This window comes from Mycobacterium sp. ELW1 (assembly GCF_008329905.1).
GTDB lineage: Bacteria > Actinomycetota > Actinomycetes > Mycobacteriales > Mycobacteriaceae > Mycobacterium.
On record NZ_CP032155.1, the window covers coordinates 1,878,291 to 1,903,919 of the forward strand.

Below are 25,629 nucleotides of genomic sequence, written 5' to 3' on the forward strand. Positions count from 1 at the left end.
AGCTGGTGGCTGTGCGAATCACCGTCCTCGGTTGCTCCGGCAGTGTTGTCGGGCCTGATTCGCCGGCGTCCGGCTATCTGCTGACGGCACCGGACACACCGCCGCTCGTCCTCGATTTCGGTGGTGGGGTGCTCGGCGCGCTGCAGCGCTACGCCGATCCCAACGAGGTGCACGTTCTGCTGTCGCACCTGCATGCCGACCACTGCCTGGATCTGCCCGGCCTGTTCGTGTGGCGGCGCTACCACCCGAGCCCGGCCCGGGGCCGCGGCATCATGTACGGCCCCAGCGACACCTGGACGCGGCTGGCGGCGGCGTCGTCGCCGCTCGGGGGCGAACTCGACGACTTCTCCGACATCTTCGACATCCGCCATTGGCAGGACAATGAGCCCGTGCAATTCGGCGCCCTGACCGTCCTGCCGCGGCTGGTCACTCATCCGACCGAGTCGTTCGGTATGCGCTTCACCGATCCGTCCGGCGCCACCCTCGTCTACAGCGGCGACACCGGCGTGTGCGAATCGCTCGTCGAATTGGCAAGGGGTGCAGACGTTTTCCTGTGTGAGGCATCGTGGACGCACGCACCGGATCGGCCGCCGCACCTCCATCTGTCGGGTACCGAGGCGGGCCGGATGGCCAAGCGGGCCGGCGTCGGGGAACTGCTGCTCACCCACATCCCGCCGTGGACGTCGCGTGAGGACGTGATCTCCGAGGCCAAGGCGGAGTTCGACGGACCGGTGCACGCCGTGGTGTGCGGGGAGGCCATCGAGGTCCGTCGGCACTGACGCCCGACTCGGGTGTGATTGACGAACCCCGCCTCGGCTCGTCCATGCCGCATCGTCGCTCGGCTAGTGTTGCCCGGTGTCCCGACGACAAGACGGCAGGCTTGACGACGAGCTGCGCCCGGTAACCATCACCCGTGGCTTCACCTCCCATCCGGCCGGCTCGGTGCTCGTCGCCTTCGGCGAGACCCGGGTCATGTGCACCGCCAGCGTCACCGAGGGGGTGCCGCGCTGGCGCAAGGGCTCCGGGCTGGGCTGGCTGACCGCGGAGTACGCGATGTTGCCCGGAGCCACCCACACCCGCTCGGATCGTGAATCGGTGAAGGGGCGCGTGGGCGGACGCACCCAGGAGATCAGCCGGCTGGTCGGGCGCTCGCTGCGGGCGTGCATCGATCTGGCCGCGCTCGGTGAGAACACCATCGCCATCGACTGCGACGTGTTGCAGGCCGACGGCGGAACCCGCACCGCGGCGATCACCGGCGCCTACGTCGCGCTCTCCGATGCCGTCACGTATCTGGCGGCGGGCGGCAAATTGTCCGATCCGCGTCCACTGTCGTGTGCGATCGCGGCGGTCAGCGTCGGGGTGGTCGACGGCCGCGTTCGCGTCGACCTTCCCTACGAGGAGGACTCGCGCGCCGAGGTCGACATGAACATCGTCGCCACCGACACCGGAACTCTGGTCGAGGTCCAGGGCACCGGGGAAGGCGCGACGTTCCCGCGCTCGACGCTGGACAAGATGCTCGACGCCGCCCTCGGCGCATGCGAGACCCTGTTCGCCGTGCAGCGCGAAGCCCTGGCCCTGCCGTATCCCGGTGTGCTGCCCGAAGGTGCGCCGTCGAAGAAGGCGTTCGGGAGCTGAGCTGAGCCGCCTACTCGTCGCCAGCCGCAATGCCAAGAAGCTGGCCGAATTGCGCCGGGTCCTCGACGCCGCCGGGCTGGCCGGGCTGACCCTGGTATCGCTCGACGACGTGCCGCCCTTCGACGAGGCGCCCGAAACCGGCGCCACCTTCGAGGAGAACGCGCTGGCGAAGGCTCGGGACGGATACTCCGCGACCGGGCTGCCCACCGTCGCCGACGACTCGGGGCTGACGGTCGCCGCCCTCAACGGGATGCCGGGTGTGCTCTCGGCGCGATGGGCCGGAACACATGGTGAGGACGCCGCCAACAACGCACTGCTCCTGGCCCAGCTGCGGGACGTGCCCGACGAGCGGCGATCGGCGGCGTTCGTGTCGGCGTGCGCACTGGTCTACGGCCCCGGCGACGCCGACAGCGCGGTGGTGCGCGGCGAGTGGAACGGGGCGATCGCCCGGGAGCCGCGCGGTGCCGGCGGCTTCGGCTACGACCCGCTGTTCATTCCCGAGGGGGAGAGCCGCAGCGCGGCCGAGCTCAGCCCGGCGGAGAAGGACGCGGCGTCGCATCGCGGCCGGGCGCTGGCGCTGCTGATCCCGGCCCTGAGTGCGCTGCTCAGATGAGTGGAACGAGATTTTCCTAGCGCATCTAACCTGTGTCATGATGCTCGAGTGGGTCGTCACTCGGTCCGGGCGGCGCACCCCGGTGTTCTGATCGCCGTGCTGGCGGCGGCCGGTATCAGCGTGTCGTTGACGCAGACGCTGATGATCCCGCTCATTCCCGAGCTCCCAATGCTGTTGCACACCAACCCGTCCAACGCGTCGTGGACGATCACCATCACCCTGCTGACCGCGGCGGTGGCCACGCCGGTGTTCGGGCGCCTCGGCGACATGCACGGCCCCAAACCGATGCTGATGATCTGTGCGGGTGCGATGGCCGGCGGTTCCCTGTTGGCCGCGGTCACCAGTTCTCTCGTGCCGTTCATCATCGGGCGCGGGTTGCAGGGGCTGGCCTTGCCGATCATTCCGCTGGCCATCAGTGTGCTTCGCTCGGCGCTCCCCGCCGAGCGGGTCGGCCCGGCGATGGGGCTGATCAGTTCGTCGCTGGGTGTCGGCGGCGCGATGGGCCTTCCGCTGTCGGCGGTGATCGCCCAAAAAGCCGACTGGCACACATTGTTCTGGGGGCAGGCGTTCTCGGCATCCTGGCAATGCTGCTGTTCGCCTTCCTGGTGCCCAATGTCCCGGCCAGCTCGGCTGACCGGTTCGACCCGCTGGGCACCCTGCTGCTGGCGGTGGGGTTGGTGACCCTGCTCCTGCCGATCTCCAAAGGTTCGACCTGGGGCTGGACGAGTTCGACGACGCTGTCGCTGTTCGTGCTCTCCGTCGCGGTCTTCGCCGTCTTCGCCCGGTGGCAGTTCCGGACCGCATCGCCGATCGTGGATCTGCGCACCACGCTGCGGCGCCCGGTCTTGACCACCAACATCGCGGCGGTCCTGGTGTGCTTCTCGATGTTCGCGCTGTCGCTGGTCGGTCCGCAGGTGCTCGAGCTGCCCGCGGGAACCGGATTCGGCCTGGGACAGTCGATGCTGCAGGCCGGTCTGTGGATGGCTCCGGGCGGGCTGGCAATGATGGTGGCGGCCCCACTTGCCGCGCGTACTGCCGGCCGGCGTGGTCCCAAATTCACGTTGGTCTGCGGTTCGGCGATCATCGCGGCCGCCTATCTGGGCGCGCTGTGGTTACTCGGCAGTCCCGCGGCGGTGATGGTGGTCAACATCGTCGTGAGCTTCGGCGTCGGGTTCGCGTACTCATCGCTGCCCGCGCTCATCAACGCCGCGGTGCCGGTGTCCGAGACGGCCGCCGCCAACGGAATCAACGCGCTCGCCCGATCTTTGGGCACATCGGTGTCCAGCGCTGTCATCGGTGTCGTGCTCGCGACGATGACGATTACCTATGCCGGCCACGTCGTGCCGTCGCTGCACGGTCTGCGAACGGCGCTGCTGATCGCTGCCGGCGTCGCGGCGCTCGCGGCCGTTGTCGCGATGACGATCCCGACTCGGGCGGACACCGCCGTCGCCGACTGGTCACCCGACGAACTGGAGCTGTCCGACGACCCGCTGATCAAAGGTTGAAGCGGGTCTTCAGCTCCCGGGTCTGCACCTGCTCGACGATGATCCCGAGCAGCGGGATGGTGCCGGCCAGCAGCACCCCGATGGTCTTGGCGATCGGCCAGCGCACCTTCACCGCGAGGTTGGCGGTGAACAGCAGATAGATGAAGTAGACCCAGCCGTGCACCACACCGATCCAGGTGGGCGGGTCGTCGACCTTCACGATGTATTTCAGCACCATCTCGTAGCAGAGCGCGATCAGCCACAGGCCCGTCGTCCAGGCCAGGACGCGGTACCCGAGCAGGGCTTTGCGGATCGTCTCGCTCGGGACGCCCGTGGGGGTGTGGGCTTCGGGCGACTCGGGTGCGGTCATGCGGTGGTCCTGTTCTGATCTTCGTGGGCCCTGTTCTGGTTATCTTGGGCCCTGTTCTGGCTTTCGTGGGCCCTGTCGGCCGCGGCCAGCTCGGCCAGGTAGGCGTTGTATTCACGCATTGCGGGGTCGGCCTCATCGGACGCGGCACCGGGTGTGGGCCGTTCGGGAAGCAGCCCGGCGGGGATCTCGGTGATGGAGTCGGCGTCCGTCGGCGGCTCGGGCACGCCCTCTTCTTCGTAGCGGATGAACTTGCGGTACGCGTACACGCAGAATCCGGCGAACATCGGCCACTGCAGGGCGTAGCCCAGGTTCTGGAAGGTGCCCGACGTCGATTCGAATCTGCTCCACTGCCACCAGCCCAGGGCCAGGCACCCGCACGCGGCGATGATCACCAAAACGATCAACGCGAACCTGCGGCGGCGGGTCGTGGACACACCACGACGGTACCCTGCCAGCGGTTATGGGTTCACCGGTGAGTGGCGCTCAACACTTGGGGCCGATGAATTCGTCGAGGCGGGCGGTCGCTGCCTTGCGATAGATCGAGACGACGTACTTGGTTGACCGCGTCCACGGAATGTCGAGGCGGTCGAGTGCGTCGGTGAACAAGCCCAGGATGTCCTCTGAGTGATTGGTGAAGTGATATCGAATGCTCGTGACGCCGCGATCGTTGGCGACGACACGGCAGCCGTCGCTGTGGATCAGGCCGCGGACGAAGTCTTGGGGCGCTTGACCGACGAGGTCTTGCTGCCAAGGTTCGAGTCGGATCGGCCTGGTGTGCTTCTTTCCGGGTCCGTGCTGCGGAAGAAGGCACGGCCAGTGGTTCGAGCCGAGGTAGACATCTGCGCATGTTCCGCTCGGCCGCGTCCACACGCCTGCGTGTTGCCCTGGCATCAGCGTGTCGATCGCTTTGCAACAACTGTCGATGATGCCGGGATACCGCGTGTCGCAGGTGATCCTGAGCACCCAAGTGCGGGGGCCCTTCGAGATGCAACCGTCTCCGAGATAGACACCGAGGAGGTAGCAGTAGATGTCGGCTGGCAGGCCGCTGAAATCGTGCACGCCATCGCACCGTCCCACTCGGCGTCCACGGTCCCATTTGGCGGGTCGAGTTCGCCATACCTGCACCGTGCGCCGGGGAACTCCGGTCTCGCGCGAAATCGCGCAGTCGTTCAGTCCGGCGTCTATCAGCTGTTGAACTCGTTGGAATTCGCTCATCGGCCGCATCGATGTCCTGACTTCGGTTGTCTCCAAAGTAGGACGCGCCACCGACAAGATCGGCACCATGCGCGGTTAGAATCAGCGCCATCGCGGGCGTGGTGGAATTGGCAGACACCCGGGCTTTAGGTGCCCGTGCTTGAAAGAGCGTGAGGGTTCGAGTCCCTCCGCCCGCACAAAACGCCCTCGTGGCGTGCGTCACAACGGTTTAAGTCTCAACCCGATCTCACGCCGGTCACAAAGCTAATCTACTAGCTCGACTAACTTTTGAACTCTAAGCTCGGTCTCAGGTACTTGCTGAAGAACGGAGCTACGGTGATCGCGTTGGGCAAAGTCAGAGATGTCGTTTTCTTCGCGGCGGCGACACCGAGGCTCTACCTGACACCCGATAAGAAAATGGCACCGAGAGTGGAGTACCGGTGAGCGATCCGATGATGACGTCTGTCGACTTGATCCGTTATGCGATCGCCGACCAGGTGCGCGAACTTGGCGGGGACACCGACAAGATCGATCAGATCGCGATGTCGGCCGCCTACGCCATTTTCATCGGCATGGCCGCCGACGCCTCTCGCCAGTCGCGCTGATCTGAGGTTCGCCACGGGCGTGGCCGAATAGGTTGCTGCGTCCCCTTCTTCGGCCACTCATGGCCGCTAGTCCTCGCGTCGCAATTCGGACGCATTCTTGATTGACCAGCCCTGCGCTCCAGTTCACTAGAGCGGGGCTCCCGTCGGCTTCCCACTGGTGGGCGAATCGCGGTGGCGGCCGGCTGTCTCTGCGTGTCGATTCCGCAGTGTGCTCGCGCCCGGACATAAAGTTTGCTGATACAGAATCCGGCGCCCTGTTTCTGGTTGCCAATGAATCGCGAAATCGCTGCAGGCGACGCGATCCGACAGCTGTCACGGCAGTCCAGCGCTGCCGTATGTGGATGGCCGACTGCATTATTCGTGACTGGGACGAGCGGTCACAGTCGTCCCAGCGGCACCAATATGGCCATCGGCGTGGCGTAACGCGATCTTGATTGGCTAAGGTGCAACTATTAACTTACTTTTCAAGTATCGACAGCATGTAGGGGCTTGTCGGGGGGTGGGGCCCTGCGAACGGAGAACGGAACCCGCGCCATGGAAGCTCTGCTCGGACTTGCAAAAGCCATTCCCCCGGACGGCTGGCTCGTCGTGTCACTGTTGGCCAGCGCCATCGTGATGGGGTTCGACTCGATCATCGCCGATCTGGTTGGGCGTGACGTTGGCTGGGACGACGTCGACACCGGCGCCGAGAGCGACCGGGAGCTGGTGGGCCGCTGATCGGGGCCTCAACCGATCGGGAAGCGGTCCGACCCTGAATCGCCACCCGGGATCACCGGGATGACGACCGCCGATGGATGAGCGGCGTCGTGCAGGACGGTCTGCGTTGCCTGCTGCGTTGCGACGCTCCGCCCGAACGGCTCACCGGTATTCGGGTTCGGAGCGAACTGGGGGTAGTCGCTGCTGGAGATCTCCACTCGGATCCGGTCGCCGGCACCGAACTCATAGCTGGTCGGCCAGATCGCGATGTGGTACTCGTAGGGCTGGTTCGCCACTCCGGGGTGCGGGTCGGACAACGAGTCGCGGAATGCCGTCCGCACGATCCCGTTGTTGAGGTTGATCGCATCTCCGTCGGGCTTGACCACGATCAGCTTGGCCGTGAAGTCGGTGTCGACGGCCGACGACGACGCCCACAGGTCGACCGTCACCGGTCCGGTCACCTCGGTATCGGCTGCTAGCGGATCGCTGGTGTAGACCAACACATCAGAGCGCTGTTCGACCGGTGTCTGGTCGTACGGCCCCTGCGGTCCCGACCGGGCACCGCAACAGGAATGCCCGCCGACGCTGGGCGCCGGATCGGTCGGGTCGTAGACGTAGCGGTCCGGTGTCTGGCCGACAGCCGTTGCTGTCGTGGTCAATGTGCCGGTGCGCGAATCCATCTGGCCGTCGCCGGACAGGAAATAGCGTGTCCACCGGGTCTGGGGCAGGGGCCAGCCCGGCGCCGACTTCCAGCGATTGGCGCCCATCAGGAAGTAGTCCACCCGCGGGCCGTCGCCGGAGGTCCCGTTGACACCATTGTTCATACCCTTGAGGTAGTGGTCGTACCACCGCAGCATCAGCTCGTTGATCGGAGTAGCGCCGACGGGGCCGATGTCCTTGAGCAGCGGCGCCGGTTCCGAACCCGGTCGGCCCCAGTCGATGTGGTCCCAGGGGCCGATGACGAGCCGCTGGTTCGTCCGGGCTTCGGCCGTGGCCGCCGACTTCACCATCCCGGTGAAGTTCTCGATGCCGCCCGCGAGGAATGCGTCGTACCACCCCTCGACGTCGAGAACCGGCACCCGAACCGACGGATAGCGGTCGCGGATGCTCCATTGCCGCCAGAAGTCATCCCGAGTCGAATGTGTGATCCAGTCGAAATACCACGGCGCCACAGCAGGATTCGCGGGCTGCAGTGGCGGAAGCGCGCGGTAGGGGAGGAAGTTGAGCCAGCGGGTCGAGTCCGCCGCGGTGGCCTTGAGTGCGGCGGCAGTCGCGGCGTCGCGCCGGTTCTCGGCCGCGGTGGTGGCCAAACCGATCGCCCAGGGCTGCACGAACGCCAACCGGAACTCGCCACCCTCGTACATCCAGCCGTCGTAGTAGTCCGAGGCCGTGTTCGCCGGAACGATGGTGACCAGGTGTGGGGGCGCTGTCGTGGCGGCCAGCCATTGGGTCGCGCCGACATACGACGAGCCGTACATGCCCACCTTGCCGTTCGAGCCTGGCAGCGCGGCCGCCCACTCCACCGAGTCATAGCCGTCGTCGCGATCGTGGGTGAACTCGCTGAAGGTGCCCCCGGAGCTGCCCTGCCCCCGAACATCTTGGATGGCAACGAGATAGCAGTGCGACGCGAACCAGTCGGGCGTCTGGTAGCGCGACGGCTGGACCTGGGCGCCGGACTTCCCGTACTGGGTGCGCATCAGGATCACCGGAACCGGGCCGGCGCTGTCCGGCCGGTACACGTCGGCGCGCAGCACGGTTCCGTCGCGCATCCGGGCCGGCACGTCGGTCTGCTTGCTCACCGCGCACGGGCCGCGCCCGGTCGACGGTGGCCAGGCTGCGTCGGTGACGCGCCTGCTCGACCCGCTGCACGCCGACAACACCAGGGCCAGCGCCAACGTCACCGCCAGGGCACGCGTCGTTCGCACGTCTCCACGCTACGCAGGCGCGCTAGATCATCTCTCTCGCGGTGAGCCACCGCATGATCGGCCAGCCCGCGAACACCGGCAGCCAGCACGTCAGAACGCGGTAGAGCAGGACCGCGGGCACGCCCACGGCGGCGGGTACGCCGAAGGCGGCGAGTCCACCGATCAGGGCAGCCTCCACCGCGCCGACGCCGCCGGGGGTGGGCGCGGCCGACGCCAGGGTGCCACCGACCATGGTGACGATGGTGACCGTGACGAACGTGGTATCGCCGCCGAACGCCGAGATGCTGGCCCACAGCACCAGGGCCATTCCCAGAGTTGTTGTGGCACAACCTAGTACGATGATGGCTAATCGCTTGGGCTCGCGCATCAGGTCCAGCAGCTCACGACCGACTTCCTGGAGCCTGGGTCGCAACGCCGTGCCGAGCCACCGGCGTGCCTTGGGCACCAACAGGAAGGTGCCCACGATGCCGAGTGCGACGCCGCCGATCAGGTACAGCAACGTGGTGCTCGGTACGAAGTGGGACAGATCGGCGGTCGCGCCGGCGGCAACGCTGAACAGAATCAGCAGGGTCACATGGGTGATCACCTGCACCGCCTGCTGAAGTGCGACCGCGGCGGTGGCGCGCAGCGCGCCCAGCCCACCCTTCTGCAGGAAGCGGGTACTCAGCGCCAGGCCGCCGACACCCGCCGGGGTGGTGGTGGCGGCGAAGGTGTTGGCGAACTGCATGATGACGAGGTTCCGGAAGCTGACGAGCCCGGATGCGCACGCCCACAGTGCCGCTGCCGCACCGACGTACGTCAGCGCGGAGACGGCCAGCCCGAGCAGCGCCCACCACCAGTTCGCATTGCGCAGCTCGCTGAAGAAGGTGGGCACCGTGCTGATGAAGGGGTAGGCGACGTAGACCAGTGCGACCAGCAGCACCAGCTGGATGACCTGCTTGCGGGTGAACCGGGTGATGGTCTCGGTCTTGATCTCGTCGGCACCGGTCTGTCGCTTGACCTCATCGCGGGCGGCGGCCATGACGGCCTTGGGATCGTTGACGGACTTGCGAATTCGGGCCGGGACCGCGGCTCGGGTCAGGCGCCGCGACGCGGTGAGGACGGTTTCCTTGCCCAGGGTGTGGACGGCGGCCTGCACGGCGGCTTCGGGGCTGAACCGGTCGGACGTCGTCACCAGCAGCGCCGCGATGTCGGACTGGAGTTGCTCGTCGGTCGCGCCGTATTCGGAGTTGCCGAATCCGCCGAACAACACCTTGCCGGAGTCGACCGTCATCTCTTTGAAACGCAAGTCGCCGTGCGCGATTTGGTGGCGGTGCAGCACGCCGAGCGAACCCCAGACCGAGGTCACCAAGGCCTCGTCACAGGCTGACCCGATCGGGGAGCCCAGCGGCGGGGTGTGCGCGTACAGCGTCCAGCCGCGGTCCAGCGCCGCGACCGCCATCGTGGTGGTGTTGGACACCCCGAGGTCGCCGACCGCGATCGTCATCAGCGCGCGGTGCTCGACCGCGCGGCGCATCGAAGCCTGCAGCGGCGCGGTCTCGGAGTCGCGCAGAATGAGCCAGCGCCAGAACTGGCGCAGGGCACCGCCACTGCGCTGATTGGGCCCATACATTTCCAGGACCACCCGGGAGCCGGCGTCGTCGGATGCCGACAACTCGAGCGGTCCGGACCCGGCCGGCCGCACCACCGTCAGCGACGTCACCAGAAACCCACGGCGGGCCAGCGCGCGCACGGTGCCGTCGAGGGGGACTTCGAGGGCCGGGGTGCCGACCACCCACACCGTGAGCGCACCGACGAACCAGCCGACCGACAGTCCGAGCAGCGAGCGGGCCGGCACCACCGCGCTGACCACCAGGTGGATCGGTACGAACGCCAGCAGCAGCGTCCACCACCATCGCCGCCAGCGGCCCGGCAGCCAGGGCCCCGAGACGGTCAGGACCGCGGCCAGCATCGCGATCCAGCGCGGATCGTCGAGGAACTGCGACAGCGTGGTCGACAGTCGCTCGGAAAGGTCGAAATGCCAGCGGGGCGCGGCGATCCCGTTGCCGGTGATCGACAGTGAGAACACGGCGAGGAAGCCGGCGGCCACATACGCCGCGAACAATTTCCACTGCCGCGCGCCGATCAGCCCGATCAGGATCACGAACGGCAACGCGAGGATCGCGACGCCGTAGGCCAGATAGACCAGGTTGGACTGGGTGGGGGTGAGCACACCCACGATGCGCGAGACGGATTTCTCGAGTCCGACCCAGTCGTTGCGGGTGATCAGCGAGCTGGTGATCACGATCACCAGCACAAGGGTCGCCAGCGAGAGCCGCACGATGTCGTTGGTCCGGCGCGTCAGCGGCAGCAGCACGTCGCCGGAGATGGCAACATCGCGTCCGTCAACTCGCACCGCTGCAACCTATCCCGACTTTCACCGGGGAGGTCTCATTGACTGGCCTCAGACGAAGCCGACGTAGCCCAGCAGTGCCGCGGCGCCCACCACGATCAGCGGATTGGTCTTGGTTCGCACGAAGATGAGGGTGGCGACGCCGGTGATCAGATACGCCCGCCAGTCATGGTCGGCGGCCTTGCTCATGACCAGCGAGCTGGCCAGGATCAACCCCACCGTCAGCGGCGCGAAGCCCTTCTCCACCGCGTAGCGCAGCTTGGACTTCTGGGCCTTCTGCCAGGACACCGTGATCAGGTACATCAAGCCCGCCGCGGGGACCACCATCGCGATCGTGGCGAGCACGCCGCCGAGGATGCCGCCGGCGACACCGAAGACGCCGAGGCCGGCCGCGTACCCGACCAGCGCGACGATCAGGATGCTCGGGCCCGGTGCGGCTTGCGAGATCGAGAAGATGTCGGCGAACTGGGAGTTCGTCAGCCAGTGGTGCCCGGTCACCGCCTGCAGGTGCATGTCGGGCAGCACTGTGTTGCCGCCGCCGATCGACAGCAGCGACAACGAGCCGAACATGCCGGTCAGCGCTAGGAAGGTCTTCATGCGTCAACCGGTTCCGGCTGCTTGCGGGGCCAAGCCCAGATCAGGCTCAGCGGCGCCAGGATCGCCAGCGTCAGCAGCAGCGGCCAGCGGAGCACACCGTTGAGGACGAAGCTGGCCAGGAAGAAGGCAACCGGCATCAGGCCTTTGAGGCATTTCTGTCCGGTCTGGATGACCATCGCCAAGGTCAGCGCGACGGCGGCCGCGGAGGCGCCGTGCAGAGCGCCCTTGATCGCAGGCACTTCCTTGAACGTGAAATAGACGAAGCCGAGCGTCAGGACGATCGCGACGGGCATCAGGCAGAGCCCGATCACGGCCGCGACGGCGCCGGCCAGCCCCTTCATCTTGGTTCCGACGAATACCGCCAGGTTCACCTGATTGGCGCCGGGCACGATCCGGCACATCGTCATCGCGCTGAGGAACTCCTCCTCGCCCAGCCACTGTTTCTCGACGACGATGACCTCGCGCGACCAGGCACCCAGACCGCCGCCGAACGACGCCAGCGCGATGTGGTTGAAGGTTCGTGCGACCTCGAAGAGTGAGACCTTCTCCCGGGTCGAACCGGTCTCACTCATGGACCAGGTCGTGGTCGTGGGGAAACTCGTCCTCGACGGGACGGTTCTTTTCGAGCGGGTCGGGTGGCTCGTAATGGCTGGAGACCTGCCAGTCGCTCTTGAACACCTCTTTGAGTCGAGCCACCACGTCCGGGTCATCGGTGGTGACTCCGAGTTCGCGGCGAAGGTCGAAGGCGCTGCGGTCGATGTTCATCGACCCGACCAGAACCTCTCTGCCGTCGATGATCAACAGCTTGGCGTGCACCCGCAGGTTCTTCTGCTTGCGCACCTCGACGCCGAATCGGCGGAGGGTGCGCAGCGAGGCGAACGTATCGAGGATGTCCCATTCGCTGATGCCGTGCTTGCCCCCGCACAGGACTCTCACCCGGACGCCGCGGTGGGCGGCCGCCGCGATGTGGTCGAGGATCACGGCGTCCACGTACTTGGGGTGCTGGATGTACAGCTTGCGCTCAGCGGAGTCGATGAACCGCGCCATGTGGTATCGGGAATTGGAGTTACTCCACAGCAGTCCTTCGTATCTGGGCGGCGTGAAGTCCCGATGTTCCCAGTCGGCGTTGAACACCTCGACGATCTGGGCGATGTGCAGAGGGTCGTGGGTGATGATGCCGTAGTCACGGGTGAGCGTGAAGTACTTGATCATCAGGTTGTAGGTCGCGACCATTGCCGCGCTCTCGTCGACCACGATCGACTTCTCGTGCGTCACATAGAATTTCGGGCTGGACCATTGGACGTCGATGCCGGCGCTCTTGAACGCCTCGTAGCTCTCGTCGTTCGCCCGGTCACCACCCGAGCGCTGCGGATTGAGCATGATCCGCACATCGACCCCGGCCTTCTTCCGGTCGATGGCAGCCTCGATCAGGCTGGGCTCGGTGAAGGTGAATTGCTTTATCAGAAGCGACTTTTGCGCACTCATGATGAATTCGCGGACCGGTTCCAAACCGTCGTCTGGCTCGACGATCACGCGCGGGGCGTTAGCAGGCATAGGTTTCGGATGCTAGCACCAGAAATGCCCCGGCACTTTGCCGTTGGGTGAATGTCGGGGGCGCGTCGCGCTCAGTCGGCACCGTCGTGACTCAGCGCGGCGGTGCCGGAACAGCCGGATCTGCCAGCGCAAAGCCGAGTCCGGGTGGCACGTTGACGTCCGGACCGGGCGCTGTGCCGGGCAGCGGCTCGCCAAGTTGCTCGTAGGGGACCTGCCCGAGCAGTGCGCCGTCGAGAGCGCCCTCGGAGTACATCGCGTGCAACCGGTGCAGGAAGGCCAGTCGGCCCGTCCCGGGCTGCTCGGCGGACGGGCCGATGCCGATGTCGGGTTCACCCTGTCCGGGTGCGGCGGGGGTGACGTTCTGGGGGAGCAGGTATTGGTTGTTCAGGGCGTGCAGATCCGGAGGTGCCACGGCGTTCGCCGCACCGGGTGCCGACGGAACCGGGTTCTGCCCCAGCAGAAGTCCCGGTGCGTACGCCGACAGATCGGGCAGGCCGAGCGGCCCGGCTGCCGGCTGACCGCTCTGGGCGAGGACGCTGCCCACCGACGCGTTCGGCGGCACCGGCACCGGCACCGGCGGATCGCCGGGAACGGGGTCGGCCGCGGACGTTGGCGACGAGAGGACGGCGCAGGCCGCGGCGGCAAGCACCACCGTCCACACCAGCGTCCGGTTGCCCGTGCTCATCTCGCGCTGTCCTCCTGCCTCGATCCTCGTCACACCGTAGTCGGCATTCGCCGTGACGATGCCGCGAACGGTGGCGAGGATGCGATCAGGGGGCCGGAGCCGGCGGTGGCGGGAGCAGTGCCGGGTCCGCAGGAGCGGGCGGAACGCCAGGTGCGCCCGGCGGGGAGGCGCCGCCGGATCGGGCAGGAACTCCACCGGTCCCGCCGGAATGGTGATCCCCGGCGCGGGTGCGGTTCCCGGCAGCGGCTGGCCGAGTTGATCGGCAGGCATCCGGCCCAACGCGCCGTGCACCATCGCGTGGACGCCCTTGAGCCCGTCGACCCGAGCGAACGGACCCGGAGGTACACCGGTGGTCAGATCGTAGGGAGACGGCGTCGGATCGTCAGCGCCCTGCAGCGTGCGGTAGTTCCGCGGCAGCAGGAGCGAATTGTTGAGGTCACCGACATTGGGCGGGGTCGCCGCGGGGTCGACGCCGCCGGGGACGGCGGCCGGAGCCGGCGCCTGGCCGAGCAGCATCTGGTTGCCCGCCGGGCCGCCGAAGAGGCCCGCGAATCCGTTGACCGAGTCCGAGATCGTCGACGCCGGCGGGACGAATCCCGTTGGGGCCGGCGGCAAAGGCACGCCCGGGTCGGCGGGCGGCAGGTCGTCGGCGGCGGCGGTCCCCATGGCGGTGACCGCCGCCCCGACTGCGAGTGCGGCAGCGGCCGCACCCGTGACGAGCGTTCGGTAGACGTAGCGCATTACGGCGTCAGAAGACCTTGGTGACGCCGTAGTACGCGACGATGTCGTCGGCGTCTGTGCCCGAGCTGGTCAGCACCGCGTAGGAGCGCAGCGACGACGCGCCGACGCAGTTGTCGACCTTGATGTGAATGTCCTTGAGCGTGATGCGTGCCGAGGTGCCCTTGAACGTCTTCTTGTCGACGACCACGTTGGTGATGGTGCCCGGGCGGGGCTCCACCTCGACCTGGCCCTGGATCGGGAAGCTGACCGAGCCGGGCAGCGAGATGCCGCCGGTGGTGAGGCTGCCGTTACCGAGGGTGGCACCGATCGAGCCGTTCAGCTTGACCTTGTCCATCTCGACGCCGCAACCGATCTGGTAGCCGGACTCGAGCGTTCCGCCGGACACCGAACCGGTCGTGGTGCCGGTGAAGGTTCCGCCGACCACCCAGTCGCGTGACGACAGCGAGGTCGTCAGTGGGGCGACAGGCAGCTGGGTCTCGTCCTTGGCGGCGACGGTCAGGGTGCGGCCGTCGGGCGTCTTGGCGATGCCGGGAACTTCAGAGGCGACTACGCCGTTGTCCGGTGGTGGAGGGGGAGCACCTGCGTCGGCCGGGTCCGCCAACGCGAGCGGGGTCGCTCCCATCGGGATCAGCATGCAAGCTGCAGCGGCTGCGGTGGCAAAGCGATGCAACATGTTGTGTCGGCGCCTTCCGTCTGAAATTCACTGGGGTGGTCGAAAAATGATTGATTGGTGGGGTGTCCAGGTGGTGAACGAAGCGCCAACACTGCGCGCCCCAAACTGATCAACTGGGCGTTCCACCGAGTCTTTCCGGTGTTGCGGTCAGCTGCCCATCAACCGTCGGGTGACGGGCAGCCGCTCGCGAGAACGACGATGTGAAGTTGTTAAACAGCCTTGGTGACGCCGAGGTAGGTCACCACGTCGTCGGTGTTGTCGGTCGAGCTCGTCAGCGTGGCGTACGAGCGGATGAAGGACTGTCCCGCGCAACCGTCGATCTTGATGCGGAAGCCGGTGATCGAGACGCGCGGCTTGGTGCCCTTGAACGACTTCTTGCCCACCGGAACGATGTTCACGGTGCCGGGCTTGAGGTCGATCTTGATCTGCTCGGACAGCGACAGGCCGAGCGTGATCGGCAGCAGCGAACCGTTCACCAGGGGAATGCCGACACCGGGGGTGATACCACCGGAGGTGATCGATTCGATGTCGTCTTGGATGATGCCGCAACCGATTTGGTAACCGGCCTCCAGAGTTCCGCCGGACAGCTTGGTGCTGCCGCCGCCGCTGACGTCGCCGGTGAACGTGCCGTCCACCAGGTACTCGCGCGACCACGGTGAATTGGTCAGGGACGCCACGGGTTCCATGGACTCGTCCTTGCCCACCACGTTGAGCGTCCAGCCGTCGGGGGTCTTGAGGACCCCGGGCGCGGCGGAGGGCACGGGCCCCTGCGGCCCGACGTTGGCGGCAGGTGCCACGTTGGGATCCGCCGGCGGGTCGGCCAACGCGAGCGGAGCCCCTCCCATCGGGGCCAGCAGGCATACTCCAGCCAGTGCGGCAAAGCGTTTCAACATGTCGTGTTGGCGCCTCTCGTATTTGATATCCACAGATCGTTCGGAGGAATCATTGAGTTGGTGGGTGTCGGAACGGTAAACACCGCACCAACAACTCCCGCCCGATTACCGTCTACCGAGCGTCATCGCCCTGAGTGCGAGGTCAGATGCGCCGGTGTGGGTTTCAATCTCATATCAGCTCGATCATGACGCCGGTGAAGATGACACCGGATCGATCCTCCGGGGGCGCCGGTTGTTCAGTGTCTGTTCACCAGTCGGACAGTTGGCCCGTCGATCATCTTTTCCGTCCTGACCCTGAAGGGCCCTGTCGTCACGGGTTCGGGTTGGGCTGGTTTGGAACTTCCAGCCGGACGGTTCGGGGGAGCCCACGATCCAGGAGGAAGCGATGAAAACGTCACTGCGATATGGCCGGACGCTGACAGCGACGCTGTTGGTCTCGGGTTCGGCGCTGTTCGCGGCGCCGTCGGCGTTCGCCGATCCGGCCGAGCAGCCGGGTCCCGCGCCTGGGCCTGCACCCGCCAACGTCGCGGCGCCGGCGCCGCTGCCACCGGATGCCCTCGCACCGGACGCGCCGGCACCAGACGCGGGTCCGCCGGACCAAGGCACCTACGCCGCGGTCGTCACCGCGTGCAAACAGTTCGGTGCCGCGCTGGACTTCGCGGCCAACAACTACGAGGACTTCGCATACAACACGGCCGGTGGCGGAAACAGCGTGAACTACGACGACCCGAACGTCGCCAACTCGAACGTCGTGGGCCGCACCGCATTGCGGGAGGCCGCGTCCACGGGCATGGATGCCGCTAACACCCCGGGGCTGCCCGGCGACATCTCGGCACCCATGCGGTCGTGGTCGATTCGCGCCGCGAAGTTGCTGCTGCTCATGGGAATTCGTGGTGGCGGCGACTCGCTGAACTCGACGGCCAGTGACATGAACGGCGACGCGAAGAACGCACAGATGGCGTGTGCGATGAACGGTGGGCGGGCCTGACCCGAAGGCTCACGCGCACAACGACACTCAGGGACACTCAGGGACACTCACGCGAAATCGGCCCCCTCCTTTCGGAGGGGGCCGATTCGTGTCTGACGGGTTATCCGCCGGCGCCGCCGGTGCCGCCCTTGCCGCCGGTCGGGCCGACCCCGCCGGAGCCGAGCTGGCCGCTCTTGCCGGAGGTGGCGCCGCCCTTGCCGCCGGTGCCGCCGTTGCCGCCCTTGCCGCCGGAGATCACGCTGCCACCCCCGGTGGCGCCGTTGCCGCCCGCGCCGCCGGTGCCGGTGGTCGCGCCATTTCCGCCGTTGCCGCCGGCACCGCCGGAGCCACCGCTGAAGCCACCGAAGCCGCCGAGGCCGCCGTTGGCACCCTTGCCACCGGTCGCGCCGCCGCCGCCCTTACCGCCGGCACCGCCTGCGCCACCGTTGTTACCGGCGACGCCGCCCTTGCCACCGGTGCCGCCGGTGCCGCCGGCACCCGTCGTGCTGGTGCCTCCGTCGCCGCCGGCCGCGCCCGCGCCGCCGTTACCGGCCACGCCTCCGGCGCCGCCCGAGCCACCGGTGCCGCCGTTACCGGCAGCGCCGGTCCCGCCTGCGCCACCGACACCGCCTGCGCCACCGGCGCCGCCGTTGCCCGACCCCAGGCCGCCGGTTCCACCGGTGCCGCCGGTGCCGCCGGTGCCACCGGTCGCGGTGCCCGCACCGCCCGCGCCGCCTGCGCCGCCTGCGCCGCCGGCCGCGGAGCCGTAGAAGCCACCCTTGCCGCCGTTACCGCCTGCGCCGCCGTCGGTTCCGGCCGCACCGCCGCCGTAGCCCGCGCCACCCGCGCCGCCCGCACCGGCGGAGCCGCTGCCGAGGACAGGCAGGCTCGCGGCGTCGCCGCCGTTGCCGCCCTTGCCGCCGGCCACACCGGCGGTCGTGCTGGCGCCACCGGCGCCACCGGAGCCGCCGCTACCGGCGAACGGTCCGGCGTTGCCGCCGTTGCCGCCTGCGCCGCCGGCGATGCCCTTGCCGCCGTTTCCGCCGCCGCCGCCGAACAGCGCGCCGCTGGAGGAGCTGCCGGCAATGAGGCCGCCGTTGCCGCCGTTGCCGCCCTTACCGCCGTTGATGCTGGCGCTGGTGGCGTCGCCGCCGTTGCCGCCGTTGCCGTACAGCCCGGCGCTGCCGCCGTTGCCGCCGTTGTAGCCGTTGCCGCCGTTGCCCATCAGCAGGCCGCCGCGACCACCGTTGCACGAGGCGCTGGCGCACTGTGTGTCAGCAGCGCTGTAGCTGTAGCCGTTACCGATGAGCAAACCGCCGTTGGGGTGATCGGCGGTGCCGTTGCCGATGAATTCCCGGACGAAGTCGCCGGCGGCGCTGGCCGTGGCCGCCGCCGTCGGGGCAGCCGCCTTGGAGTTGTTGCCGGCGAGGCTGTTTCCGAAGAGCAGCAGATCCGACTCGGTTGACGTGAGTTTGTACGCCGGCGACGCCACCGTCGTGGAGGCATCGGTGGTGGCGAACAGGACGGCCGCACCTACCATCGCCGCACCGGCGACGCCCGTGGTGACGAAGGCTGGCGCAGCCACCCGGAGCGATTTCTTGCGGTGTTTGGACAAGGTCGAATTCCCTTCGAAGAAGACGTTCAGTCCGGCAAATGCGCCGAGTGGTCCCTGACAGAGAAATCCAAGGAGACGACCCTTACCTCGGACTGGACCCCACTTGGCGCGCTGCCGAACTTCGTGCAAACGCCAGCTGAACTCGACCTGTAAAAGCCGTCGTAATGGCTATTTGCAGAGTTCGGCGATCGTGCTGTTCGTCTTCTCCGCGTTGCTCAGCCGCTCGGCTTGCTTCGCGTCGGTGTTGGGCACACCGGCTAACGCGTTCATCGAAATATCCTGCAACCCGGTCGCGAAGCTGCGAATCGCGTCGGCCAGATCGCCCGGTGTGGCCGGGCTCAGGTGGGCGAGGAGGTAGGTCGCACCACCCGCCATGGCCAGCCGTGCGTTGGCGGCCACACCCTGGACTTCGGCGCCCGGATCGACGTGGGTCTGCAACGACACTGCCGCGCTGACCGTGCGGTAGGCGTCGCAGGCGTTGGTCTTCGGGTCACCGGTCTGCGGTGCGGCCGCCGGAGCCGGATTCGATGGAGTTGGCCGGAACAGCGCCCAACCGGCAAGGCCCACCGCGATCAGCGCGATCACCAGCGCGACGGGCGCGAGCCAGCCCGCCGAGGATCGGGGTTGGCGGGTGGGACGGTGCGATGCCGACGTCGTCGCGTCAACTTCGTCGGTCGGCTCTGGCATACCAACGATCCTAATCACGTGTCGTGGCAAAGCCGTAAGAGCGTAGTCTGGCTGCGGAAAGGCCTTGGGGGTTGTCGATGATGGTGCGCTGGGGGAGACGGCTCGGGTATCTGGTGGCCGGCGCCGGTATGGCGGCCGGGGTCGTGGCCGGAGTGCCTACCGCGATGGCGCAGGGCTGCCCGGCCGGGCACATCACCAACCAGTACAGCGGCCAGTGCTATCTCGAGGGCAGCGCCCCCACCATCAACGGCGTGCCGTGTGTGGCGAGCAATCTTGGTCTGTGCCAATCATTTCGGCAGAATCAGCAGCCGCCGAAGAAGCCGTACACCGCATTCGGCTAACTGCGGGTCAACGTCTTCGTCATCAACCGCTGCATCCAGTTGGGCGACACCTGCGACAGTGCGGCCAACACGGTGGTTTGACGGCCCACCGGATAGTGCACCTTGGCCAGTCGCCCGCGGCGGTGCGTGGCCGAGTAGACCGCGGCGGCCACGTCGTCGGGCTGCAGGTTGACGCCCAGCGACTTGGTGCTGCCGGTCTCGACGCCGTCGGTCATGGCGGTTTTGACGAACAGCGGCCACATCGCCAGCACCCGGATTCCGTATCGGCGCCATTCGAGTTCCAGCGCCTCGGTAAGCGCGCGCAGTGCGAACTTGGTTGCCGAGTAGGTGGCGAGCTCGGGCTGGCCGTACAGCGCGGAGGCGGAGCACATGTTGACCACCTGGGCGCCCGGGGTGTCGCGCAGGTAGGGGAACGCGGTATGCAAACCGGTCAGCGCGCCGGTGAAGTTGATGTCCACCGTCAACCGGTGAACGTCGAGCGGAACATCGGCAAACGGGCCGGTGGTGAGGACTCCGGCATTGTTCACCAGGACATCGAGTTTCCCTGTGGTGCCGGTGAATTCGCGCAGCCGTGCCGACCACTGATCGGCGTTCGTGACGTCGAGCTCGCCGATCGTGACGTCAGCTCCGAGTGCGACGATCTCGTCGCGCAGCCGGGCCAGCCCGTCGAGGTCGATGTCGTATGCGCCCACCCGGTAGCCGTTTCGGGCGAAGGTAAGGGCGGTCGCCCGCCCGATACCCGCAGCGGCTCCGGTGATGAAGACGCCGGGTGCGCTCATGTCATACGACTTTCAGGTGCGGGATGTGCGCTTCGGGTTCGGGTGCGATGCGGTCGTTGGCCGCGGCCAATGCGGTGTCGACGCGCACGGCTGCGGTCTGGCACGCTGCGGTGGCCTTGCGGCCCAGCCCGCCCACATCGTCGGCGGCGTTGCGCAGGTACGCCGTCAGCGTGACGCGTAGCCGGTCACCGACCAGGGCCAGACGATTGCGGAACCGATCGTCGACCGTCACGGTGACGTAGGGCAGTTCGAGCTTGATCATGAGCGCCTCCAGAGCCGTTCCTGTCGAATGTAGACGACGTGGGCTGCGGGTCGGGCTCATGCGGTCAGGGTCGCACGCCGATCGTCTTGGAGTTCAGGTACTCCCGGTAGCCCTCATCGCCGTTGCGGTGACCGAGACCGCTCTGCTTGGTGCCGCCGAACGGGCTGGTGATCCCGAAGAACGAGTGGCCGTTGGTGGTGACGCTGCCGGTGCGCAGCCGCAGCGCGATGTTCAACGCTCGCTCGTCGTCTCCGCTGGTGACGTCGCCGGACAGCCCGTAGATCGTGTTGTTGGCGATCGCGACTGCCTCGTCGTCGGTGTCGTAGGGCGTCACGGTGATCACCGGCCCGAAGATCTCGGTCTGCGCGATCTCAGAGGTGGGATCGACGTCGGCGAGCAGCGTCGGCTGCACGTAGTAGCCGGTGGGTAGGTTCTCCGGAACGCCGCCGCCGGTCACCAGTCTGGCACCGTCGGCGATACCGGACCGGATCAGACGCAGCGTCTTGTCACGTTGCATGCCACTGATCTGCGGGCCCTGCATGATTCCCGGGGTCCACGGATCGCCGACCGGGAAGTTCTCCATCGATGCCTTGAGGATCTCCAGGCCTTCGGCATAACGACTGCGCGGCAACAGGACTCGGCTGGAAAGGATGCAGCTCTGGCCCGACATCACACAGGCGAACATTGCTGCCATCGGCAGGCAGGCGGTGAAGTCCGCGTCGTCGCAGACGATGTGGGTCGACTTGCCGCCGAGCTCCAGCAGGGTCTTCTTGACCGTCGCGGCGCCGGCGGCCACGATCGCCCGGCCCGTGGCGGTCGAGCCGGTGAAGGTGATCATGTCCACCCGCGGATCGGCGGACAGGGCCGCGCCCACGTCGTTGGCGTTGGAGGTGACGACGTTGAACACCCCGGCGGGAATGTCGGTCTTCTCGGCGATGATCCGGCCGAGTTCGGTGCCTGACCACGGTGTCAGCTGCGCGGGTTTGAGCACCACGGTGTTGCCGGCCATCAGCGCCGGGACGGTTTCGGCGATGTTGAGGTAGAACGGCACGTTCCACGGCGTGATCGCCCCCACGACGCCGACCGCGTCGTACTGGATCTTGCGGCGGGCCGGGCCGAGCGGGGTTTCGTGGATCCCGGTGTCGACCAGGTAGTCGAAGCCGCGACCGTGGTCGGCCCAATGCTTCACCTCGGCGATCGGGCTCTCGATCTGCGAGCCGCTGACCGAGACCGGGCAGCCGACCTCGGTGATCACGATGCGCCGCAACCGTTCCTGTTCTTCGATCAGCGCCTCGTGCAGCTGGTTGAGGCAGTGGTAGCGGAACTCCAGATCGCGTGACCAGTCGCCTCGGTCGAACGCCCGGCGGGCCGCGGCGGTCGCCCGCTCGACGTCGGCGACCGTACCGTCGGTGGCCTGCCCGACCACCTGCTCGGAGGCCGGATGCTCGACATCGAACAGAGCCCCGGAGTCGGTGTACCGAAGCTCGCCGTCGATGAGCATCCGCTGCTCGCCGGCCAGCACGCCCGTGTCGGCGTCGACATTGGTCATTGCATTTACCCCTCGTGGCGTGGAAATCTGTCACCCGAAATACGAGAACCTGATTCTCACACGAGAGGAACGCCATCGCTATGGCTTCTAAGGGATATGTCATCTTGACCGAGGAAATCAAAGACCCGGAGGGGATGAAGGCCTACGGCAAAGCCGCCGGTGCCGCGATGGGCGGCGTCAAGGTGCTCGCCGTCGATGCCAAACCGCAAGTGCTCGAGGGCGATTGGCACGGACACCAGACCGTTGTGCTGGAGTTCGACTCGGTGGAAGCCGCGCAGTCCTGGTACGACTCGGATGCCTACCGCGCCGCGCGGGAGCTGCGGCACGCCGCCGCCATCACCAACGCGGTGATCCTGTCCGGGTTCTGACGCTCAGCTGGTCCAGCGGTGCTGCGCGCCCTGGGTGCGGAACCAGTCGATGAGATCCGGATTGTCGATCGAGCGCGGATCCAGCGACACGTCGGCGTGTCCGGCCATGATCGCGGTCACCGGGACCTCCAGTTTCTTCCCGGTGCGGGTGTGCGGTATCCCAGGTGCCGCGATGATGTCGTCCGGGACATGCCGTGGCGAGAGTTTGGTGCGGATCGCCGAGCGAATGGTGTCGACCAGTTCGTCGTCGAGGGTGTGACCCGCAGCCAGCGTGACGAACAGCGGCATCCAGTAGGCGCCGTCCGGCCCGTCGATGCCGAGCACGAATCCCTCCGTCACCGCGTCGATCGCCTCGACCACTTCGTAGATGTCGGCCGATCCCATTCGGATGCCGTGCCGGTTGAGCGTGGCGTCGCTGCGGCCGTGGATGATCAGCGAGCCGCGGTCGGTGACGGTGACCCAATCGCCGTGCCGCCACACGCCGGGTGCTGGCCCATCTGACCATTGATGGTCGAAATATGCTGCGCGATAGCGAGATCCGTCGTCATCACTCCAGAAACCGACCGGCATCGACGGCATCGGCGCGGTGATGACCATCTCGCCGACTTCGTCGGTCAGCGACCGGCGCTGGGGTGACCAGCTGTAAAGGGCCGCCCCCAGGTATCGGGTGGTCAGCTCCCCAGGTACCTCCGGCAGACCGGCCGTGCCTCCGGCGAAGGCCGTCACCACGTCGGTGCCGCCGCTGATCGACGAGACGGCGACATCCTCGCCGACTTCCTGGTGTACCCACTCGAAGAGATCGGCGGGCAGTGGAGAGCCGGTGCTGCCGATGGTCCTGAGCCGGCGCAGATCGTGGGTGGTGCCTGGATGTAGGCCGGCCTTGCGCGAGGCCAGCAGGTGACCGGGGCTGGTCCCGAAGTAGGTCACCTTCTCGTCCTCGAGGAGCTGCCAGAGCCGATCGGCGTCGGGGCACAACGGGTGCCCGCTGTAGCAGACCACCGTCGACGCGCACAGCAGCCCGGCGATTCGGAAGTTCCACATCATCCAGCTCAGCGCGGTCTGCCAGAAGAAGACGTCCTCGGGGCCGAGATTCCCATGCAGCGCAGCGGCTTTCAGATGCTCGAGGACGACGCCCCCGTGGCCGTGCACGATGCCCTTGGGCTTGCCGGTGGTGCCGGAGCTGAACAGTACCCACAGCGGATGGTCGAAGGGGACGGCACTGACCTCGGGAGTGGCCGGCCGGGCTGCCAGCGCGAGGTAGTCGTCACCGTCGAGCATCAGCAGGTGCGGCCGGCCGGGCAGCAGGTCGAGCAGTTCCTCGGTGTCGGCACGCTTGTCGAACCAGCGCCCGTTCACGCGATAGCCGCCGGCGCTGAACAACACCTTGGGTTCCAGCTGGGCCAGCCGCGACGCGGCCCCTTCCGGCGCGTAGTCCTGCCCACACGCCGACCACACCGCTCCGATCGACGCGGTCGCCAGGAACGCGATCATCGCCTCGGCGACATCGGGCAGATACCCTGCCACGCGATCTCCGGCCTGCACGCCGAGCCGGCGCAGTTCGGCGGCGACCGCGCCGACTCGTCCGGCGAGTTCGGACCAGCTGATCTCGGTTCGGGTGCCGTCTTCGTCGATGCCGACGATCGCCGCGCCGGCACGGGAGGTGTGCCGCAGGATCTGATCGACGTAGTTCAGCCGGACACCGGGGAACCAGATCGCGCCGGGCATCGACGCATCGGCCAGCACACCCGCGTCACCCGGTTGGGGACCGGCCTCGGCGCGGACGTCGAAGTACTCCCCACACTGCGCGCCAGAAGCGGGCCGGATGCTCGACCGACCACACTGCGCGCCAGAAGCGGGCCGGATGCTCGACCGACCACTGCCACAGTTCGGCATAGTCGTCCGACGGTGCTCCATGGTGTGCGGCTGTGGTCGCAGCGAACTGTTTCCACTGGGGTTCAGGGCCCGGCACTGTGATCCTCTCGCTTTCGCGCCGCCCGGACGAGGCCGGACGTTCACTGGGTAGACGACATCTCCGGTCGGGCTCTCACTCAACAAGTCGCGTGCTGAGCAGTCAACTGCCCAGCGAAATGTCTGCCAAGATGCTCGCCTCGCGGCAACCGATCGCCCCCAGCGTCCACTAGGTGAACGCTAAGATCGTCGCCCGTGACCGACCGGAGCAACGTTGTGGAGCGCGTCGCCGCGTTGCTGGGTGCGGTCGGGGCCGCGGAACCCGCTGGTGCATCGACGACGGAGGTGGGCAAGGTCGCCGCGCTTGCCCGTCCGACCGCTCATCGGCTGCTCACCTCGCTGGCCGAAGTCGGGCTGATCGACCGGGACGCCAAGACCGGGCGCTGGCTGCTCGGGCCCGAGATGTATCTGCTGGGCGCCGTTGCCGCCAACCGGTACGACGTCACCGACAAGGCCCGTGAGGTGGTCGCCCGCCTGGCTGCCGAGACCGGGGAGAGCGCCTTCTTCTCCGCCCGGCGCGGCGACGAGACGGTCTGTCTGCTGAGCGTCGAGGGCAGTTTCCCGCTGCGATCGCACGTCCTGCGCGAGGGCATCAGGTTCCCGCTGGGCGTGGCCTCGGCCGGGCTGGCGATCTTGAGTCACCTGCCCGCCGACGAGATCGACGACTACTTCTCCCGTGCACAGCCTGTGGCCGAGTGGGGTGACGAGCACACCGAGGAATCGATCCGGGCCAGGGTCGAGGCGACCCGGCTTACCGGATACGCCGTCAATCCGGCCCTGATCGTGGAGGGCAGTTGGGGCATCGGGGCGGCGGTGTTCGACCAGCACGGCCGGCCGGCCTGGGCGCTGAGCCTCACCGGGGTGGAAACCCGCTTCAAGCCCGACCGCCGGCACGAGCTCGGCACACTGCTCCTCGAGCAGGCGCATCTGCTCTCCGGCCGGCTCAGCTCGTAAGTCTGCAGGCTTCACCAGCGCTTTCGGCGGATCCTGCACACGACTTGCCCAAAGCGGTATTGGCATTCTCTTAAACTGCAAG

At 67.4% G+C, this 25,629-nt stretch carries 25 protein-coding genes, 1 tRNA gene and 2 pseudogenes; 11 read left to right on the forward strand and 17 right to left on the reverse strand.

Annotated elements, in window-relative coordinates; genetic code table 11:
- Window positions 1-5: 5 nt before the first annotated feature.
- The 4 genes and pseudogenes from D3H54_RS08640 (at window position 6) to D3H54_RS08655 (ending at window position 3,753) form a co-directional block, all read left to right on the forward strand.
- A complete protein-coding gene (locus D3H54_RS08640; protein WP_149383423.1) occupies window positions 6-779 on the forward strand; it encodes a cyclic nucleotide-degrading phosphodiesterase in 774 nt (257 codons plus the stop codon).
- A gap of 76 nt (window positions 780-855) precedes the next feature.
- Window positions 856-1,635 (forward strand): ribonuclease PH, encoded by a 780-nt coding sequence (gene rph, locus D3H54_RS08645; RefSeq protein ID WP_149378689.1) that lies wholly within the window; start codon window positions 856-858, stop codon window positions 1,633-1,635.
- Window positions 1,604-2,248 (forward strand): RdgB/HAM1 family non-canonical purine NTP pyrophosphatase, encoded by a 645-nt coding sequence (rdgB, locus tag D3H54_RS08650; RefSeq protein WP_210419662.1) that lies wholly within the window; start codon window positions 1,604-1,606, stop codon window positions 2,246-2,248. The genes rph and rdgB overlap by 32 nt, the downstream gene beginning before the upstream one ends.
- Before the next feature lie 141 nt (window positions 2,249-2,389).
- Window positions 2,390-3,753, forward strand: a pseudogene (locus D3H54_RS08655) (MFS transporter).
- On the opposite strand, the gene D3H54_RS08660 reads toward D3H54_RS08655, so the two are convergent.
- From D3H54_RS08660 to D3H54_RS08670, 3 genes are read right to left on the reverse strand one after another with little or no spacing between them, the layout of a single operon-like run.
- The gene (locus D3H54_RS08660) at window positions 3,743-4,102 is read right to left on the reverse strand and encodes a DUF3817 domain-containing protein (RefSeq protein WP_149378690.1); all 360 of its coding nucleotides are present in this window, start codon (window positions 4,100-4,102) and stop codon (window positions 3,743-3,745) included. The pseudogene D3H54_RS08655 and the gene D3H54_RS08660 overlap by 11 nt on opposite strands.
- Window positions 4,099-4,536: a hypothetical protein gene (locus tag D3H54_RS08665; RefSeq protein WP_149378691.1), complete on the reverse strand. Its 438-nt coding sequence runs from the start codon at window positions 4,534-4,536 to the stop codon at window positions 4,099-4,101. The genes D3H54_RS08660 and D3H54_RS08665 overlap by 4 nt, the downstream gene beginning before the upstream one ends.
- Before the next feature lie 49 nt (window positions 4,537-4,585).
- The gene (locus tag D3H54_RS08670; protein ID WP_286199179.1) at window positions 4,586-5,161 is read right to left on the reverse strand and encodes an LAGLIDADG family homing endonuclease; all 576 of its coding nucleotides are present in this window, start codon (window positions 5,159-5,161) and stop codon (window positions 4,586-4,588) included.
- Between the two features lie 248 nt (window positions 5,162-5,409).
- Here D3H54_RS08670 and D3H54_RS08675 point away from each other — a divergent pair.
- The 3 genes from D3H54_RS08675 (at window position 5,410) to D3H54_RS08680 (ending at window position 6,618) form a co-directional block, all read left to right on the forward strand.
- Window positions 5,410-5,493, forward strand: a tRNA-Leu gene (locus tag D3H54_RS08675).
- A gap of 243 nt (window positions 5,494-5,736) precedes the next feature.
- Window positions 5,737-5,901, forward strand: a complete 165-nt coding sequence (locus tag D3H54_RS31135) for a hypothetical protein (RefSeq protein WP_168214817.1) — start codon at window positions 5,737-5,739, stop codon at window positions 5,899-5,901.
- Between the two features lie 534 nt (window positions 5,902-6,435).
- Window positions 6,436-6,618, forward strand: a complete 183-nt coding sequence (locus D3H54_RS08680) for a hypothetical protein (RefSeq protein ID WP_149378692.1) — start codon at window positions 6,436-6,438, stop codon at window positions 6,616-6,618.
- Window positions 6,619-6,626: 8 nt separating this feature from the next.
- Here the strand turns inward: D3H54_RS08680 and D3H54_RS08685 are convergent, their stop codons facing one another.
- The 8 genes from D3H54_RS08685 to D3H54_RS08720 form a co-directional block, all read right to left on the reverse strand.
- Window positions 6,627-8,366, reverse strand: coding sequence for a CocE/NonD family hydrolase (locus D3H54_RS08685; RefSeq protein WP_149383426.1), 1,740 nt, complete (start codon window positions 8,364-8,366; stop codon window positions 6,627-6,629).
- 178 nt (window positions 8,367-8,544) lie between these two features.
- Window positions 8,545-10,917, reverse strand: coding sequence for a lysylphosphatidylglycerol synthase domain-containing protein (locus D3H54_RS08690; RefSeq protein ID WP_149378693.1), 2,373 nt, complete (start codon window positions 10,915-10,917; stop codon window positions 8,545-8,547).
- Between the two features lie 48 nt (window positions 10,918-10,965).
- Window positions 10,966-11,511, reverse strand: coding sequence for a chromate transporter (locus tag D3H54_RS08695; RefSeq protein WP_149378694.1), 546 nt, complete (start codon window positions 11,509-11,511; stop codon window positions 10,966-10,968).
- A complete protein-coding gene (locus tag D3H54_RS08700) occupies window positions 11,508-12,083 on the reverse strand; it encodes a chromate transporter (protein WP_149378695.1) in 576 nt (191 codons plus the stop codon). Before D3H54_RS08700 ends, D3H54_RS08695 begins: the two co-directional genes overlap by 4 nt.
- Complete coding sequence (locus D3H54_RS08705) at window positions 12,076-13,065, reverse strand: phospholipase D-like domain-containing protein (protein WP_149378696.1); 990 nt, start codon at window positions 13,063-13,065, stop codon at window positions 12,076-12,078. Before D3H54_RS08705 ends, D3H54_RS08700 begins: the two co-directional genes overlap by 8 nt.
- 91 nt (window positions 13,066-13,156) lie before the next feature.
- Complete coding sequence (locus D3H54_RS08710; RefSeq protein WP_149378697.1) at window positions 13,157-14,491, reverse strand: hypothetical protein; 1,335 nt, start codon at window positions 14,489-14,491, stop codon at window positions 13,157-13,159.
- 7 nt (window positions 14,492-14,498) lie between these two features.
- A complete protein-coding gene (locus tag D3H54_RS08715) occupies window positions 14,499-15,164 on the reverse strand; it encodes an MspA family porin (protein ID WP_149378698.1) in 666 nt (221 codons plus the stop codon).
- Window positions 15,165-15,373: 209 nt separating this feature from the next.
- Window positions 15,374-16,057, reverse strand: a complete 684-nt coding sequence (locus D3H54_RS08720) for an MspA family porin (protein WP_149378699.1) — start codon at window positions 16,055-16,057, stop codon at window positions 15,374-15,376.
- Between the two features lie 385 nt (window positions 16,058-16,442).
- On the opposite strand from D3H54_RS08720, the gene D3H54_RS08725 reads away from it, so the two are divergent.
- Complete coding sequence (locus D3H54_RS08725; protein WP_149378700.1) at window positions 16,443-17,045, forward strand: Rv2240c family protein; 603 nt, start codon at window positions 16,443-16,445, stop codon at window positions 17,043-17,045.
- A 100-nt stretch (window positions 17,046-17,145) separates the two neighbouring features.
- Here the strand turns inward: D3H54_RS08725 and D3H54_RS31140 are convergent, their stop codons facing one another.
- Entirely contained in the window at window positions 17,146-18,249 is a 1,104-nt protein-coding gene (locus D3H54_RS31140) for a hypothetical protein (RefSeq protein ID WP_502707759.1), read from the reverse strand.
- A gap of 558 nt (window positions 18,250-18,807) precedes the next feature.
- Entirely contained in the window at window positions 18,808-19,326 is a 519-nt protein-coding gene (locus tag D3H54_RS08735; protein ID WP_149378701.1) for a hypothetical protein, read from the reverse strand.
- A 77-nt stretch (window positions 19,327-19,403) separates the two neighbouring features.
- Between D3H54_RS08735 and D3H54_RS08740 the strand changes: the two genes are divergently transcribed.
- On the forward strand, window positions 19,404-19,667 hold the full coding sequence (locus D3H54_RS08740; protein ID WP_149378702.1) for a hypothetical protein: 264 nt from the start codon (window positions 19,404-19,406) through the stop codon (window positions 19,665-19,667).
- On the opposite strand, the gene D3H54_RS08745 is transcribed toward D3H54_RS08740, so the two are convergent.
- The 3 genes from D3H54_RS08745 to D3H54_RS08755 all read right to left on the reverse strand — a co-directional run bounded on the left by D3H54_RS08745 (window position 19,664) and on the right by D3H54_RS08755 (window position 22,257).
- A complete protein-coding gene (locus D3H54_RS08745) occupies window positions 19,664-20,446 on the reverse strand; it encodes an SDR family oxidoreductase (protein WP_149378703.1) in 783 nt (260 codons plus the stop codon). The two genes, D3H54_RS08740 and D3H54_RS08745, sit on opposite strands and share 4 nt — an antisense overlap.
- Window position 20,447: 1 nt before the next feature.
- A complete protein-coding gene (locus D3H54_RS08750; protein WP_149378704.1) occupies window positions 20,448-20,708 on the reverse strand; it encodes a hypothetical protein in 261 nt (86 codons plus the stop codon).
- A gap of 64 nt (window positions 20,709-20,772) precedes the next feature.
- Entirely contained in the window at window positions 20,773-22,257 is a 1,485-nt protein-coding gene (locus tag D3H54_RS08755) for an aldehyde dehydrogenase family protein (protein ID WP_149378705.1), read from the reverse strand.
- A 74-nt stretch (window positions 22,258-22,331) separates the two neighbouring features.
- On the opposite strand from D3H54_RS08755, the gene D3H54_RS08760 reads away from it, so the two are divergent.
- A complete protein-coding gene (locus D3H54_RS08760; RefSeq protein ID WP_210419720.1) occupies window positions 22,332-22,625 on the forward strand; it encodes a DUF1330 domain-containing protein in 294 nt (97 codons plus the stop codon).
- Window positions 22,626-22,628: 3 nt separating this feature from the next.
- Here the strand turns inward: D3H54_RS08760 and D3H54_RS08765 are convergent.
- Window positions 22,629-24,594 (reverse strand): annotated as a pseudogene (locus D3H54_RS08765) (acetoacetate--CoA ligase).
- A gap of 194 nt (window positions 24,595-24,788) precedes the next feature.
- Between D3H54_RS08765 and D3H54_RS08770 the strand changes: the two are divergent.
- The gene (locus tag D3H54_RS08770) at window positions 24,789-25,547 is read left to right on the forward strand and encodes an IclR family transcriptional regulator (RefSeq protein WP_149378707.1); all 759 of its coding nucleotides are present in this window, start codon (window positions 24,789-24,791) and stop codon (window positions 25,545-25,547) included.
- Window positions 25,548-25,629 lie beyond the last annotated feature (82 nt).